This is a genomic window from Lacibacter sediminis, assembly GCF_014168535.1.
Taxonomy (GTDB): domain Bacteria; phylum Bacteroidota; class Bacteroidia; order Chitinophagales; family Chitinophagaceae; genus Lacibacter; species Lacibacter sediminis.
Genome location: NZ_CP060007.1, coordinates 2,439,233 through 2,456,047 on the forward strand (window position 1 = coordinate 2,439,233; position 16,815 = coordinate 2,456,047).

The 16,815-nt window shown below is 40.7% G+C and carries 10 protein-coding genes; 7 read left to right on the plus strand and 3 right to left on the minus strand.

Annotation, left to right across the window (positions count from 1 at the left end):
• Nucleotides 1–98 precede the first annotated feature (98 nt).
• From H4075_RS10435 to H4075_RS10445, 3 genes are all read left to right on the plus strand, one after another.
• On the plus strand, nt 99–3,050 hold the full coding sequence (locus tag H4075_RS10435) for a S9 family peptidase (RefSeq protein ID WP_182806452.1): 2,952 nt from the start codon (nt 99–101) through the stop codon (nt 3,048–3,050).
• Between the two features lie 111 nt (nt 3,051–3,161).
• Nucleotides 3,162–5,852: a 4-alpha-glucanotransferase gene (locus tag H4075_RS10440; protein WP_182806453.1), complete on the plus strand. Its 2,691-nt coding sequence runs from the start codon at nt 3,162–3,164 to the stop codon at nt 5,850–5,852.
• Between the two features lie 181 nt (nt 5,853–6,033).
• A complete protein-coding gene (locus H4075_RS10445; RefSeq protein ID WP_182806454.1) occupies nt 6,034–7,059 on the plus strand; it encodes a dipeptide epimerase in 1,026 nt (341 codons plus the stop codon).
• Between the two features lie 51 nt (nt 7,060–7,110).
• On the opposite strand, the gene H4075_RS10450 is transcribed toward H4075_RS10445, so the two are convergent.
• Nucleotides 7,111–8,076 (minus strand): ROK family protein, encoded by a 966-nt coding sequence (locus H4075_RS10450; RefSeq protein WP_182806455.1) that lies wholly within the window; start codon nt 8,074–8,076, stop codon nt 7,111–7,113.
• A 38-nt stretch (nt 8,077–8,114) separates the two neighbouring features.
• On the minus strand, nt 8,115–9,725 hold the full coding sequence (locus H4075_RS10455; RefSeq protein WP_182806456.1) for an MFS transporter: 1,611 nt from the start codon (nt 9,723–9,725) through the stop codon (nt 8,115–8,117).
• A 136-nt stretch (nt 9,726–9,861) separates the two neighbouring features.
• Here H4075_RS10455 and H4075_RS10460 point away from each other — a divergent pair, with 136 nt between their 5' ends.
• From H4075_RS10460 to H4075_RS10475, 4 genes are all read left to right on the plus strand, one after another.
• On the plus strand, nt 9,862–11,277 hold the full coding sequence (locus H4075_RS10460; protein WP_182806457.1) for a glycogen synthase: 1,416 nt from the start codon (nt 9,862–9,864) through the stop codon (nt 11,275–11,277).
• Between the two features lie 35 nt (nt 11,278–11,312).
• A complete protein-coding gene (locus H4075_RS10465) occupies nt 11,313–12,599 on the plus strand; it encodes a glucose-1-phosphate adenylyltransferase (RefSeq protein WP_182806458.1) in 1,287 nt (428 codons plus the stop codon).
• A 93-nt stretch (nt 12,600–12,692) separates the two neighbouring features.
• A complete protein-coding gene (locus tag H4075_RS10470) occupies nt 12,693–14,081 on the plus strand; it encodes an MFS transporter (protein WP_255460444.1) in 1,389 nt (462 codons plus the stop codon).
• Between the two features lie 37 nt (nt 14,082–14,118).
• The gene (locus H4075_RS10475; RefSeq protein ID WP_182806459.1) at nt 14,119–15,975 is read left to right on the plus strand and encodes an alpha-amylase family glycosyl hydrolase; all 1,857 of its coding nucleotides are present in this window, start codon (nt 14,119–14,121) and stop codon (nt 15,973–15,975) included.
• Between the two features lie 83 nt (nt 15,976–16,058).
• Here H4075_RS10475 and H4075_RS10480 read toward each other — a convergent pair whose 3' ends face one another.
• Complete coding sequence (locus H4075_RS10480; RefSeq protein WP_182806460.1) at nt 16,059–16,802, minus strand: GLPGLI family protein; 744 nt, start codon at nt 16,800–16,802, stop codon at nt 16,059–16,061.
• Nucleotides 16,803–16,815 lie beyond the last annotated feature (13 nt).

Sequence of the window (16,815 nt, forward strand, 5' to 3'; positions counted from 1 at the left end):
GAAAGTTTTATTGAGCTTTTTTATTTATACTTTGGAGGATTTCTGTTTTATCAAAAAGTAATTATCTTTCTCGCCTTCTTCACAATAACCATCAAACTATGATCAAAAAAGCATTACTGGCCTTTCTGTTGCTGCCTTGTGCAGTGGCTTTCAGTCAGTCAAAAAAAGAAACAAAGGAACCGCAACCGATCGGCTGGAAGGATGTGCCTGCCTGGCGCACGATCAATAATTTCCAGGTAACACTTTCGCCTGATGGTAAATGGGCTGCTTATCCCATTACTGCCGCAGAAGCCGACGGCGAACTGGTGGTGAAGAAATTAAACGATACAGTTGAAAGAAGATTCCCTATCGGTTTCAGCAGTTTTCCTCAATTCAGTTTTTCTGAAGATGGCAAATGGCTCGTGTTTAAAGAATCCCCCAAATTCAAAGAGGTAAAAGCAAATGAAAAAAGCCCCGGCAAACAGTTGTTTGAAAAACTGTACTTGCTTGATCTTGCCAATAACAAGAAAACAGAATTCGACAGGGCAGGTAGTTTTGTATTGAACGGTAAAACATCCTCTCACCTCGCCATCAAAATTGTAAAAGAACGCAGCATTGGTGCAAGACCTGAAGATGCACAGGGCGGCGATCTTTTACTTATTGAACTTGCAAATGGTAAAGCCATCAACATTGGTAATGTGGGCGAATTCAGTTTCAACAAAGCAGGCAATCTTTTAGCGTATACAATTGATGCTGCAAACAAAACCGGTAATGGTTTATATCTCTACAATATCAACAGTCGTCAGACAACAGTACTTGATAACGATAAAACAACGTATAAGTTTCTTGGATGGGACGCAGAGAAAGATGCAGTTGCCGTATTAAAATTGAAAAAAGATGAGAAGTATAAAACAGAGAAAGGAACTGTATTAGGCGTAAAGAATCTTTTGCAATCACCATCTGTGTTTACGTATGATCCTGAAAAAGATTCGCTCAGCTTTCCTGCAAAAATGACCATCAGTGCAATGCGTCGTCCATATTGGAGCGAGGATTTGAGCAGAATATTCTTTGGCATCGCAGCATTGGAACCTGTAAAGAAAGAAGAAGACACTACCGGTAAATCAAAGCCAGCAGTTAAAGAACCGGATTCATTAGTGCTGGTTCGTATTAAAGCTGATACGAGTATTAAATCTGTTGCAGATTTGAAACGTGCATTAGAGAAAGCAGAAGCAAAAGGAAAGCCTGAAGCGAAACCTGCCAACGATGCAACAAAACCTGACATGACCATCTGGCATTGGCAGGATAAGCGTTTGCAAAGTCGCCAGCAGGTGCAGGAAATGCAGGATAAGAATTTTTCTTATGTTGCAATGGTTGATGCGGCAACAAATAAATTCACACAGTTGAATGATGGCAATACCCGTTCATTAAGCATAATGCCCAAACAACTTTATGCTATTGCAGAAGATATTGATGCCTATGAACTGGATCAGAATCTTGATGGACAGAGTTATTCTGATCTGTACATGATCAATCTTAAAACAGGTGCAAAAACAAAGTTCAAAGAGAAATTTTATCGACCATCATTCTCTTCAACTCCCCGTCCTTCACCTGATGGGTTGAAATTTACTTATGGAGATGATGGACATTACTACGTGTATGATCTCACAACAAACACATCTACCAATATCACACAAAAAATTGCAACAAGCTTTGTGAATTCAGAAGATGATCACAATGTAACAAAGCCGCTTACTCCTGTAATTGGCTGGAGCAGCGACAGTAAATATGTTCTCATTCGTGATCTGTGGGATATCTGGCAGGTAGCTGCAAACGGCAGCAGTGCTGTTAATCTTACATTGAATGGAAAGAAAGAGCAAATACGTTACACCAATCGTTATTCCATTGATGAGGAAGAAAAAGGATTTGATCTGAAGAAGAAAAACTATTTCCGTATTTACGGTGAGTGGACAAAGAAAAGTGGTATTGTAACACTTGATCCCGGCACGAACGGACTAAAACCAGGTGCAACTGTATTGCTGTGGGAAGATGCTTCTGTTGGTTCATTTGCAAAAGCAAAGAGTGCGAATGTGTTTATGTATTCAAAAGAAGATTTCAATAAACCGACAGAATTTTTCACTGCAAATGATAAGTTGGCTGGTCCTGTTCAGTTTACAAAAAATGCACCTGATTATTCAAAATACAAATGGAGTGCGGGTACACAATTAGTAAACTATGTTTCAGATAAAGGCGATACACTGCAAGGTGCATTATTTCTGCCGGCAGGTTATGAGAAAGGGAAGAAGTATCCAACACTGGTTTACTATTACGAAAAACTGTCACAAACATTACACAGCTATAGCAATCCCGGTTTCAGTGGTACCGGTTGGAATCCTGCTATGTATACCAGCAATGGATACGCCGTGTTTATTCCGGATATCGTTTACAAAATGGATGATCCGGGTATGAGCGCTGTATGGTGTGTATTGCCTGCAGTAAAAGCAGCTATTCAAACAGGTGTGATCGATGAAACCAAGATCGGTATTCATGGACATAGCTGGGGTGGTTACCAAACAGCTTTCCTCATCACCCAAACAAATATGTTTAAAGCTGCAGCTGCAGGTGCACCATTAACCAATATGGTGAGTATGTACGATCTTATTTACTGGAACAGTGGCGGAGGTAACATGTCGATTTTTGAAGCATCACAAGGCCGTTTCCGTGGTGCTCCCTGGGAAAACTGGGATTCCTATTTGCGCAACTCACCTGTGTATCATGTTAAGAAAGTGAATACGCCATTGCTCATGTTGCATAACGATAAAGATGGTGCGGTTGATTTTACACAGGGTATTGAATATTACAATGCATTACGTCGCTTGAAAAAACCGGTGATAATGATGCAGTATAAAGGTGAAAATCATGGGTTGGCCAAAATGGAAAACCGCAAAGACTACAGTGTTCGCATGATGGAATTTTTTGATCATCATCTCAAAGGCAAAGAAGCTCCCGATTGGCTGAAAAACGGGATTGATCGTTTAAAACTGCCTGATCATTTGGAGAACAGGGCCTTTTAATTGTCCGCAAACGTTTTCTAACCGGGATGTAACGAAAATCATCCCGGTTTTTTATTGCTCTCTTGACTATAAACCTCAGAATTTCACTATTTTACCGCCCAATTGTTGATTATGAAGATTCAATTCTATCTGCGTTTTTTTACGCAGTATGGCCAAAGCCTCTTTGTTTCGGGAAATTGTGAGGCGCTTGGCAATAACGATCCCGCTGCTGCTTTGCCCATGCAATACTTAACAGATGAATTCTGGACGGTAAGTATTGATCTTGGAAAGGATTTCGAAAACGATCTTCAGTATAACTATATTCTCAAAAATGATAATGGTGGAGATGTTGTAGAATGGGGTAACGACCGTGTGGTGGAAGTAATGAAATTAGGGGTGGATGAACTTACCCTCATTGACACATGGAACCACGCAGGTGAATTTGAAAATGCGTTTTATACACAGCCTTTCCTGAATGTGTTACTAACGAAACATAAAGAAACGAAAGCAAGATCGTTTAAAGGAGTTACACATGTGTTTAAAGTGAAAGCGCCTTTGTTGAAAGAAGACGAAGTGCTATTTATATCCGGCAGCAATGACACGCTTACGAAGTGGGGCACCACAGAACCTGTGCTCATGCATATGGAAGATAACTGGTGGACTACCAGATTGAATCTTTCTTCCGAAAGTTTTCCCGTTGCGTACAAGTATGGTGTGTTCAATACAAAAACAAAAAGCTTTGTTGCCTTTGAAAGTGGGAACAACCGTATTCTTTACGACAGTTATGGCAGAAAGAAGATCACAGTATTGCACGATGGATTTGCGTTGTTACCTAATAACACCTGGAAAGGCACTGGTGTTGCCATTCCTGTTTTCAGTTTGCGTACACAAAAGAGTTTAGGTGTTGGAGAGTTTACTGATATAAAAGCATTGGTTGATTGGTCGAAGAAAGTGAATATGAAACTCATTCAAATTCTTCCGATCAATGATACAACTGCAACACATAGCTGGCAAGACTCGTATCCATACGCAGCTATTTCAGCCTTTGCATTACATCCCATCTATCTCAATATTGAAGCGGTTGCAGGCAATGCCAATCATCCCGTAGTAAAATCGCTTAAGAAGAAACAAAAAGAGCTGAATGGATTGATCGATATCGATTACGAAGCAGTGATGAAAGTGAAATGGGCTGCAGTAAAAGAATTGTATGCAGAACAAAAGAAAGCAATGCATGAAGATGCGTTGTTCTTTGAGTTCTTTGAATTGAATCGTCATTGGCTGGTACCTTATGCTGCATTCAGCTATCTGCGTGATAAATACAAAACACCTGATTTCAGTCAATGGAAATCACATAGCGTGTATGATGAACATGCTGTTCAGGAGTTTGTTGATCCCACAAAAAAACATTACGATGAAATAGCTCTTTATTACTTCATTCAATATCATTTGCATTTGCAGTTGCAATCAGCAACGGCTTATGCACATGCAAACGGCATTGTGGTGAAAGGAGATATTCCCATTGGTATTTACCGGAACAGTTGTGATGCATGGGTTGAACCTGAACTTTACAATATGAGTATGCAGGCAGGTGCACCGCCGGATGATTTTGCAGTGAAGGGGCAGAACTGGGGTTTCCCGACTTACAACTGGCAACGTATGGCGCAGGACGATTTCAAATGGTGGCGTCAGCGTTTTGAGCAAATGAGCAGTTATTTTGATGCATTCCGCATTGATCATATTCTTGGTTTCTTCCGCATCTGGAGTATTCCCATGCATGCAGTAGAAGGTATTCTTGGCTATTTTGTACCTGCTACACCTGTTCACATAAGCGAGTTTGGTCCACGTGGATTGTGGTTCGATTATCAACGTCTTTGTCGTCCATTCGTGAATGATGATGTATTGCGTGAATTCATGAATGGTGATACAGAAGTGCTGAAGCCATACCTCAACCATATCGGCAACGGACAGTTTGAATTAAAAGAAGAATTCAACACACAACGAAAAGTAGAAGCGCATTTTGCAAAGCTTGAAGCAAACGATCATAACGATTGGATTAAACATGGTTTGTACGATTGCATCAGCAATGTGATCTTGTTTGAAGTGGAAGGGAGTCAATCGCAGCAGTTTCATTTCCGCATCAGTATGAGTTCAACTTCATCGTTCCGTTATCTTGATGCAGATACAAAGCGAAAACTGGATGATCTGTATGTAAATTATTTTTACCGCAGGCAAGATGATTTCTGGCGCAAAGAAGCAATGGCAAAATTGCCTTTCCTGAAACGCTCAACCAATATGTTGGTGTGCGGAGAAGATCTTGGTATGGTACCTGATTGTGTGCCCGATGTAATGAATCAACTTGGTATGTTGAGTTTGGAAATTCAACGTATGCCGAAAGATCCATCGAAGCAATTCTTTCATCCCTCAACAGCTCCTTACTTAAGTGTGGTTACACCAAGCACACATGATATGAGTACGATACGTGGATGGTGGGAAGAAGACCGTACACAAACGCAAAAATTTTATACGCATGAAATAGGTCAGCTTGGTGAAGCACCTTATTTCTGCGAACCGGGAATTGTAAAAATCATCATCTCACAACATTTGTATTCACCTGCTATGTGGAGTATTTTCCAGATACAGGAATTGCTGGGCATGAGTGCTGAACTGCGAAGAGAAAATCCAAACGATGAGCGTATTAATGTGCCGGCCAATCCAAAACATTACTGGCGCTACAGAATGCACATCAGTCTTGAAGATTTACTGCAGGAAGAAAAATTCAATGAAGAGTTGAAAGGACTTATTGTTGCGAGTGGGAGAGGATAAGAGTTATAAGTCATAAGTTCTAAGTTTTAAGTTCAACCGTCTTCGAAGGTGATTCTCCGATCACGTTAAGTTTGCTGTGATTCGTATTTGTATTCCTTGTGCTTTGGATTTTGATTTTTGTGTTTTCTTCCTGTGCCTTGTCCCTTGCGTCTTGTACCTTTGCCTAAAGTTTTTCAATTAGATGCCTTTACAACTTCGTTATAAAAAAACAGAACTTCCGTTTCGTTATCCGTTTACAATTTCCAAAGGAACCAAAACACATCAGCCTGCATTGATCGTTGAACTCGAACATCGAGGTGCAAGAGGCTTTGGTGAAGCGCCTGCCATTGCTTATTACAATTTACCGGTTGAAAAGATGGTGGAAGATCTCGAACGAAAAAAAATGTTCGTCGAAAAATTCGCTTACACCGATCCTGAACGTTACTGGCATTACCTGCATCATTTATTTCCGCAAAATAATTTTCTTGTTTGTGCACTCGACATTGCCAGCTGGGATATGTATGGTAAACTAAGAAACAAACCATTGTATCAACTCTGGAATTTAGATTACAGTAAATCGCCCGTTTGTGATTATACGATAGGTATTGATACAGTGGAGAAAATGGTGGAGAAGATGATCGAAAAACCATGGCCCATTTACAAGATCAAAGTAGGAGTGCCCGGTGATATTGAACTTGTTGCAGCATTACGAAAACATACAGATGCTGTTTTTCGTGTGGATGCAAATGCTGGTTGGACATTGGAAGAAGCATTGGAAAAAATTCCGCACTTAAACGAATTGGGTGTTGAGTTTATTGAACAGCCGCTTGCAAAAGATAATTGGGAAGGCATGAAGGTATTGTACAACAAATCACCTTTACCATTGATTGCTGATGAAGCTTGCGTGTTTGAAGCCGATGTGCAGAAGTGTCATCAACATTTTCATGGAATCAATATTAAATTAACGAAATGCAGCGGTATTACACCTGCAAAACGCATGATCGATAAAGCAAGAGAACTGGAGATGAAGATCATGATCGGTTGTATGAATGAATCAACAATCGGCTCTGCTGCTATTGCCCATCTTGCACCATTGGTTGATTATATTGATATGGATGGACCTTTGTTACTGGCAGAAGATATTGCCACCGGTTTAACCTATGATCAAGGAAAAGTAAGTGTGAGTGAGAAACCCGGCCTTGGTATTTCTACAAACCTCTTTGAATAAAAAAAGGCCGGACAAATTGCCCGGCCTTTTATCAATAGTGAGTCTTTCAATTTAATGTTCTGCTTCCCACACCAATGCGCTGGCGCCAAGAATAGCAGCATCTGCTTCTTTTAAATCACTGTAAAGAATTTTTACTTTGTTCTTGAATATCTGAATAAGGTTCGCCTCCATAGCCTGTACGGTCGGCTTCAGAATTAAATCGCCGGCTTTGGTTAAGCCGCCAAATAAGATAATCGCTTCCGGTGAAGAGAACATCACAAAATTGGCCAATGCTTCACCAAGAATTTCACCGGTGAATTCAAAAATATGGTTAGCAATGGCATCGCCTTGTTCTGCACACTTAAATACTGTTTCACTTGTCAATTCATCGATGGAATAATTTCGAAGCAGGCTCGGCGCATCGGGTTGATCAGTTAAAAACTCAATGGCGGTTTCACGCACGCCGGTAGCAGATGCATACGATTCAAGTGAGCCCCGCATACCTGTTCCTTTATGTAAACGTCCACCGGGGCGTACTGTTACGTGCCCCAATTCACCTGCAAAGCCATCATGCCCCACAACAATTTTTCCATCGATCACAATACCACTGCCAACGCCTGTGCCAAGCGTAATAGTGATAAAATGCTTCATGCCTTTAGCCACACCATACATCATTTCACCCATGGCCGCTGCGTTCGCATCGTTGGTAAGTTTGGCGGGAATACCAAACTTTTTCTCGATCAGGTTCGCCATGGGAATAATGCCTTTCCATTTCAGGTTTGGTGCATATTCGATTGTGCCCGTATAGTAGTTGCCATTCGGCGCACCTACACCAATACCTTTGAACTTTTCATTGCCGCCGTGTTTAGCAATAAGCAAGGAAAGGTTGTCATATAATTCTTCAATAAAATCTTCTGCATTTTCATGTATATCGGTACGTATACGGCCTTGTTCAAGAATGTTTCCTTTACGGTCAACAATTCCGAATTTGGTGCTTGTACCGCCAATATCAATTCCTACTGCATAATCTTTAATCATGATTCAATCTTCTTTTATCGCCAAAAATAATATAATCATTAATGTCCGCCACCGCTGACCTGATTGTCGAAGTCTAATCCCTGTGCTTTTAAAATTGATTTGAGCTTTAAAGCAATCAGAACAAGAAACCCGAAACATAAAGCTGCAATCAGATATGAATAGTGTAAACCGATAGCAGGTACATCACCTAAAGAGCCCTGGAACGGAGGAATAACTGCACCCCCGAGGATCATCATGATCAATAAAGCTGAGCCCTGGCTCGTGTATTTACCTAAACCTCCTACACCAAGTGAGAAGATACAGAGCCACATTACAGAACAGAATAACCCGCCAGCCATGAATGCGTAAACAGATAATAACCCTGTTGTGAATACACCAATGATCATTGAAACCATTGCAAGTGCTGAAACAGTAACCAATGTTTTAACCGGCTTTTCCTGTCCATAGAAAAATGCCACAATAGCAATCATGATACAAACTGAATACAGGAAAAGATCAGAAATGTCATTACCATACAGGTAGTTCACAAACATAATTATTGCAAACGCCAGAAATGGCACAACAATCATTGCAATTGTTTTCTTTAAGCCTTTAAGATTGAATACGCTTACAGCACCAGTCCAGCGCCCAATCATCAGACTCCCCCAATACAGCGATATATATTTGGATATCTCACTTTCATCAAGACCGGTTTCATTGAAATACCCTGGTATTTTCAGAAGTGCACCGAAGTTATTATCGATCGTTACCTCCACACCCACATAAACAAAAATTGCAATCATGCCATAAAGTAATTGCTGGTATTTCATAGCACCCCAGCCTTCGCTGTTCTTTGTGGCGCTGTTGTTTGAATAAAACAGAACACCCAATACAACAACGATGGTGGCAATGAGCAGAGGAAGTTTCGGAACTTCTGTTAACTGTCCGATGATAATGATAGCAGTAACAAGTCCGGTCATTGTAAGCAACGAAGCTGCGGCTTTATTTTCTTTCTCCACTTTTGACTCATTAATGCCGGCCGGGAGTTTCGAAAAAGTAAAGAATAACGCAACAGCTGCAAAAACACCCGCAACAATTAAATACAATGTGTTGATGTTTGTTACTGTTACTTCCTTGTGCTCGCCCCCCACAGAACCAAATAAAAAGAAGCTTACAATAATAGGCCCCAGTGTTGTGCCAAAAGAGTTAATACTTCCTCCCATATTTAACCTGTGCGAACCTGTTGAAGGATCGCCAAGTGAAATAGCAAAAGGTTGTGCCGATGTTTGCTGTAATGAAAAGCCCAGCGCAACAATAAAAAACGAAGCCAGAATTGCAGGGAATGAATTTGCATTTGCCGATGGTATAATCAGCAATGCTCCAATTACAGAGATCCATAATCCGTAGATGATTCCTTTCTTATATCCGATCTTGTTAAGTATATCGTAACCTAACGCATTCGACACAAGAAAAAGGATGAGGGAGCCAATAAAATAAGCTCCATAAAAAGCCGAGCCAATCAGTTGCGATTGAAATTGGTTCAACTCAAAATGTGATTTACAGAATGGAATAAAAATACTGTTGGAAGCTGCAATAAAGCCCCAAAAGAAGAAAACGGTTACCAGGGTACCTAAGGCACCATAATTTGTTGGTTGTTTAGCGGCGCTCATACAATCGAGAATAGTAGTTGTTTGTAAAGGCTGAAAGTATAAAGAATTTGCTTTGCGAAAAATTATTTATTGTTTTTTGGTGTAAGCAAAACTCCTTCCTATATTCAATGCAACAAATAGTTATAATTTCTTGCCAATGGAAATTCTTCATGTGAGTGCCGAATGTTACCCGGTGGCCAAAGCAGGCGGTTTGGGCGATGTGGTTGGCGCCTTACCTAAATACCAACAAGACGTAGGTCACCAGGCAAAAGTGGTGATGCCCATGTACCGTACCAAATTCCTGATGAATAATGAATGGGATGTGGTGCACAAAGGCTACACAAACATTGGTGACTACTTCTTCGATTATACCATCATCAAAGAAAAAACCAATGTACTTGGCTTTGGTCTTTATTTGGTTGATGTGAATGGCTTGCTCGACAGAGATAAGATCTATGGCTACGATGACGATGTGCAACGCTTCACAGCGTTCCAGGTATGTGTGGTTGATTGGATCGCTTCCTGGCAGTTTAAGCCCGATGTAGTGCATGTGCACGACTATCATGCAGGATTGATTCCTTTCATGATGCAGCATTGCTACCGTTATAACCAGTTAGCTTCAATACCAACTGTATTAACGATCCATAATGCGCAGTACCAGGGTTGGATGACATGGGAACAGAGTGTACTTCTTCCGCCTTACGATGAATGGAAGCGTGGTATGCTGGAGTGGGGCACCAGTATCAATCCGCTGGCAAGTGCCATTAAATGTGCAACCAAAGTAACAACTGTAAGCAACAGTTATCTTGAGGAGCTGAAGTTCATGAGCAATGGCCTTGAGGCTTTGTTTGAATACGAAAAAGGTAAATGCAGCGGTATATTAAATGGTATTGATACAGATGTTTGGAATCCTGAATCGGATAAATACATTAAACACGATTATTCACTTGCAACAGTTGAAGAAGGTAAAGCAAAAAATAAAGCACAGTTATGTGAAACATTCGGACTTGATATGAACAAGCCTTTGTTTGTTTTCATTGGCCGTTTGGTGGGGGAGAAAGCTGCCGATCTGTTGCCCGGTGTAATTGGCGATTCGTTCTATTACATTGGCAGGCGCATGAACTTCCTCATTCTTGGAAGTGGTGAGCCTGATGTGGAAGCAAAACTCAACGGCATGACGCCCATTTCGCAAGGCGATTACAGTTGTTATATCGGTTATAATGAAGGGTTGAGTCACCTGATGTATGCGGGTGCCGATTTCTTATTGATGCCAAGCCGTGTTGAACCTTGTGGTTTGAACCAGATGTATTCCATGCGTTACGGAACTGTGCCTTTGGTACGTAATACCGGTGGCTTAAAAGATACAGTGAAAGACATTCTGTTACCAAATGGTTACGGACTTGTTTTTGATAATGCTTCTGTTGGTGATGTGTGCAATGCCGTTTGGCGTGCCTGTGAGTTATACAGTAACAAAGAGAAATTTTCTGCTGCTCGTGAGCGTATGATGCAGCTCGATTTCAGCTGGGAATCCAGCGTTCAACAATATCTTGCTTTATACCAAAGTTTGCGATAATTTTAGAATAAGACCCTTACACTTAAATTAGTCATATGAGTAAATCAGCTGCAAAAAGTACGTTGGCCGTTATCCTTGGTGGTGGCGCCGGTACACGTTTATATCCTTTAACAGCAAGCCGCAGTAAACCCGCAGTTCCCATTGCAGGTAAATACAGGTTAGTTGACATTCCCATTTCTAACTGTATCAACTCGGGCATTAACCGGATGTTTGTATTAACACAGTTTAATTCTGCTTCGCTCAACAAACACATCAAGAACACGTATCACTTCAGTATGTTCAGCAGTGCGTTCGTTGATATTCTTGCGGCAGAGCAAACACCTGATAATTCAGGTTGGTACCAGGGAACTGCAGATGCTGTTCGTCAATGTATCCGTCATGTGCAGCAACACGAAGCCGATTATGTGTTGATCCTTTCAGGTGATCAATTATATCAAATGGATTTTCAGCAAATGATCGAAGACCATGTTGCAGGTGGTGCAGATATCAGCATTGCAACTATTCCTGTTGCAGAGCGTGAAGCACCGGAGTTTGGTATTTTGAAAGCAGATGATAAGAGTTGTATCACATCATTTATCGAGAAACCTAAGAAAGAAATATTAGGAGAGTGGGTAAGTGATACGGGTGATGAGATGCGTAATATGGGGCGTGTCTATCTCGCATCAATGGGTATTTATATTTTCAATAAACAATTGTTGATCGATCTGTTACAGGAAGAATATAAAGATGCAACTGATTTTGGTAAAGAGATCATGCCGAAGTCGATTGAAAAATACAAAGTTGTCAGCTATCAGTATGATGGTTACTGGACAGATATCGGAAATATTTATTCCTTCTTCGAAGCCAATCTCGCATTAACGCAAGAGATCCCTGATTTCAATTTGTTTGATAATACGAAACCTGTTTATACACGTGCACGTATGTTGCCACCGGCAAAGATCAGCGGTACAACACTTGAGAAAACAATTATTGCCGAAGGTTCCATTATTCTTGCAAGCAGGATCGAGAACAGTGTAATTGGTATTCGCACACGCATTGGTCATGGTACTACTGTTGTAAGCAGTTACCTGATGGGTGGTGATTATTTTGAAACACTTGATGAAATGAATCATGCAGCAGCACGTGGTATTCCAAAGATCGGAATCGGCGAGCGTTGCTATATCAAGAATACAATTATTGACAAGAACTGTCGCATAGGTAATGATGTACGCATTAACGGTGGTCATCATTTGCCTAATACCGATCATTCTTTGTACACAGTGAAAGATGGCATTGTGGTGATCAAGAAAGGCGCTATTATTCCAGATGGATTTGTGATCTAACTTTTTCTCCCCGGGATAAGGTTAGCTTATACTACTATTGATTATGAACTTAAATATGATCTTCTTTCAGGGGGAAGAAGATCATTGATTGCTATGGCTGCAGGTACTTCCATGGGCTCTTCTTCTACGGGATTAGTGCCCAAACCCAAACTCTCTTTTTGGCAGATCTTCAATATGAGTTTCGGGTTTCTCGGAATTCAGTTTGGCTTTGCTTTACAAAACTCCAATGCAAGTGGCATCCTTCGAAACTATGGTGCAGATGTTGAACATCTTTCCTGGTTTTGGCTGGCCGCACCTGTGGTTGGTTTAATTGTGCAACCCATCGTTGGTCATTACAGCGATAATACATGGACGAAACTTGGCCGGAGAAGACCTTATTTTCTTGCGGGTGCAATTCTTTCATCGGGTGCATTAACCTTAATGCCCAATGCGGGGATTTTGGGAACCATTGCTCCGTTGGTGATCATTGGTGCAGGCTTTCTTATGATCATGGACGCATGTTTCAATCTTTCGATGGAGCCTTTCCGTGCATTGGTTGCAGATAATCTTCCCGATTCACAACGCACCATGGGTTTCTCTATTCAAACATTTTTGATTGGCATTGGTGCGGTGTTAGGTTCATGGTTGCCGGCCATACTTGCTTACTTCGGCGTATCAGAAAGTGCGCCCGATGGAGTAGTAGCCGATAATGTGAAATATGGTTTTTACATTGGTGCAGCAGTGTTCATCACCAGTATTCTTATTACTGTATTCAAAACAAAAGAATATCCACCTGCTGAATATGAAAAGTATCATGGCAAATCAGAATCGCATAACACCGGACTTGCAAGCATCTTTACTGATTTGAAAAAGATGCCGAAGACAATGAAGCAACTTGGTCTTGTGCAATTCTTCAGTTGGTTTGCTTTGTTCGGTATGTGGGTGTTTACAACAGATACGATTGCTACGCATATTATGGGATTGCCCATTGAAGACCGCAGTTCAGATATGTATCGTAAAGCACAAAGCTGGACGGGTGTGATATTTGGTGTGTACAATCTTGTGTCAGCTATTTATGCATTATGTCTTCCGTTTATTGCCAGCAAGATCGGCCGTAAACAAACACATGCATTATCGTTGATCATTGGTGGTATTGGTTTGATCTCTATTTTCTTTGCACCCAATAAAGAATTTCTCATCTTCTCGATGATTTGTGTAGGTATTGCATGGGCAAGTATACTGGCAATGCCTTATGTAATTCTTTCCAGCTCTATCCCTGCAGGTAAGATGGGTATTTACATGGGCATCTTCAATTTCTTTATTACACTGCCGCAAATTCTGAACGGGATCATTGGTGGCCCTATGGTAAAGAATGTTTACAATAACCAACCGGTGTATGCAGTACTCACAGCCGGTATATTTATGATCTGTGCGGCAATCAGTGTGATCTATGTGTACGATCCCGGGGCGATTATTATCAAGCAGGAGAAAGAAGTATCGTAATCAGGAATAATATTCATACTGAAAAAACTAATTTAAGATGAAACAAATAATTATAACCTTCAAGTTACTGCTCCTCGCAGTAACTTTTTCATTTGCACAGAATACCTACAATCTTTATCCGGCAAACTGGTGGGTGGGGATGAAGTATAACAAACTTCAGATCATGATCAATGGTACTGATGTTGGAAAACATTCAGGCTTTGCAATCAACTATCCGGGTATTACGTTAACAAAGGTGAATAAATTTCAGAGTAAGAATTATGTGATACTGGATGTAACTATTTCGCCTGCTGCAAAACCCGGAACAATTGGTATCCGTTCTAAATCGGCTGAAGGTAAACAGGTAAACTTTGAATTTTCGTTACAGCCAAGAAGACCTGGCCGTGGATCAGTTTTTGCCAATGGTGCAACTTCATCTGATTTGATGTATCTCATCATGCCCGATCGTTTCAGCAACGGCGATCCATCAAATGATCGTGTGCCGGGTATGCTTGATCAAACACTTCGTCGTGATACCGTTTTCAATCGCCATGGAGGTGATCTGAAAGGTATTGAGAATAAACTTGATTACTTAAGTGATCTTGGTGTAACAGCTTTATGGCTGAATCCAATTATTGAAAATGATATGCACGAACGTACGGAACATGGTTATGCATTTACGAACCATTATCGTGTTGATCGTCGCTTAGGTGGCGATTGGGCATACAAGCAACTTATTAAAGCTGCGCATGCAAAAGGATTAAAAGTTATTCAGGATGCTGTGTACAATCATATTGGTTTGCAGCATTTCTTATTTAAAGATCAACCGGATAGTACATGGTTTCATCGCTGGCCAAAGTTTACACAAACCAACTATAAAGACCAGGTATTGTTTGATCCATATGCTGCATCAGAAGACAAGCGTATTATGAGTGATGGCTGGTTTGTAACCTCCATGCCCGATTGGGATCAAAGTAATCCTTTTGTTGCAAACTTTTTAATTCAACATGCTGTGTGGACAGTAGAAGAATATGGTATTGATGGTTGGCGTATTGATACCTATGCTTACAATGATCTTGCTTTCATGAACCGTTGTAATAAAGCATTGTATGATGAATATCCCAAGATCAGCATCTTTGGTGAAACATGGGTGCATGGTGTACCTAACCAAAGTTTCTTTTGTGAGAATAACTACACGATCAAATACAAAAGCAACCTGCAGGCAACAACTGACTTTCAAACATTGTTCTATGGAATTCAACCTGCATGCAATGAAAAATTCGGCTGGACAGAAGGAGTAAACAAGCTCTACACAACAACAGCGCAGGATTTTCTTTACAAAGATCCTATGCGCCAGGTGATCTTTTTGGATAATCATGATCTGCCACGTTTTTATTCTGTAGTGGGAGAAGATACATCGAAATATAAAATGGCTTTTTCGTGGATGCTTACATTCCGTGGTATTCCGCAAATGTATTATGGTAACGAAATTTTGATGACGGGATTAACATCGCCCAACGATGGTTATGTGCGCCAGGATTTTCCCGGTGGATGGGAAGGCGATAAAGCAGATAAGTTTACTACTGCCGGCCGTACAGAGAAGGAGAACAAAATATTTAATTATATCAAACGACTGGCGAACTTTCGTAAAACTTCATCAGCGATTAAAACGGGAAAGCTGATGCAGTTCCTGCCAATCGACGGCGTGTATGTTTATTTCCGTTATGATGCAAAGCAAACCGTGATGTGTATTATGAATACAAATGCAGAACCAAAGACAATTGATCTCAATCGTTTCATGGAACGCATCAAAGGATTTCAAACAGCAGTTGATGTGGCCGCAGGTGTTGAGTTTCGGTTAGAAAAGAATCTGCAGTTAATGCCCGTATCGAATTTAGTTTTGGAGTTGAAATAGGCTTCTTAGGTTTCGAAGAGTCTGTAAACAAAAAGAGGTGATCGTTACAAACGATCACCTCTTTTATGCTTGAAATATATTATCTACAGCATACTGTTCCACAAAACCTTTGCGCCATACTTTCCCCATTCGCTCATTGCCTTGTTCAAATCTTTTTCATAGGTTGCCCATGTGGCCGCTTTGCCTTTTTGTTTAGGAGTAAGCGCTGTAGCAGAGGGTTCTTTCAATTCCACTTTTGTAGCAAACCATGTCATTTGTAAACGGGGTACTGCTAAGCCAAGTATCATACCTGGTAAGCCGCCAAAACTTTCCGGTCCGCTGCTGACTGTGATTTCATCTGTATAAAATGCAACGATATAAACAGAATCAGAAATGATGGTTACGGCTTTACGGCATTCGAAACCTGCAATGGTTCTTGTTTCATTGGTCATGCGCCATTTATAGTTGCGTAAGCTGTCTTTTATTAAATAGGTCTGTTCAAAAATATCACGCTGTAAAGAGATCTGCCCGGTTTTAACATCTTTAACAGTAACATCGTTTTCGCTTGGTTTTCTTCCCCAAACATATTTTCCTGCAGGATCTTCCTTCAGCATTTTATAAACAGTTTTCTCGTCGTTGAAATCCATTACATACGTTTCACTCACCATTTTCGGAAAGGCTTTCTTCATTTCAACTACCCATGGACTTTGATCATCTTCCTGGTCGTAGTAAGAAAATTGATTACTGCGTTTTTCAAATTCAATTCTTCCGCTGCTGATGAATTTCACCTGTGCATCTGCAACAACACATGCAACAAATAAAAGACTTAATAAGAGGTATCGTTTCATATTTATAAACATT